This is a genomic window from Psychrobacter sp. 16-MNA-CIBAN-0192 (assembly GCF_040309565.1).
Taxonomy (GTDB): Bacteria; Pseudomonadota; Gammaproteobacteria; order Pseudomonadales; family Moraxellaceae; genus Psychrobacter.
The window spans coordinates 1-266 of sequence record NZ_JBEOOX010000326.1 but is presented as its reverse complement, the minus strand read 5'-3'; the positions used below and the strand labels follow the sequence as shown (position 1 = coordinate 266).

At 64.3% G+C, this 266-nt stretch carries 1 protein-coding gene; it reads right to left on the bottom strand.

All coding sequences use genetic code 11. The features are described from left to right. The coding region (locus tag AAEY78_RS13425) for an outer membrane protein assembly factor BamE (protein ID WP_352339811.1) at positions 1-266 on the bottom strand (266 nt) is incomplete at both ends.

The following is a 266-nucleotide window of genomic DNA, read 5'->3' as shown; positions in this document are numbered from 1 at the left end:
CCACAGGAACGTACGCGCCACGCGGTCCTGATCGAACAGCACCTTGTACTGGCACTGAACGGGGCCGCTCTTCGACGGCAGATGGAACAGGTAGTCCCACTCGCGCACGCCCATCAACCCTTCCGAGAAGTGCGGCGTGCCGAGCAGCGCATAGAGCTGCGTCTTGTTCATTCCGGCACGCACGCTGCGCAGGTTGTCGAGATTCGGCCATGCACCGTCGTTCACGCCGGCGTGGCTCACGTCCGGAAACACGGGCTGGTCGGTCG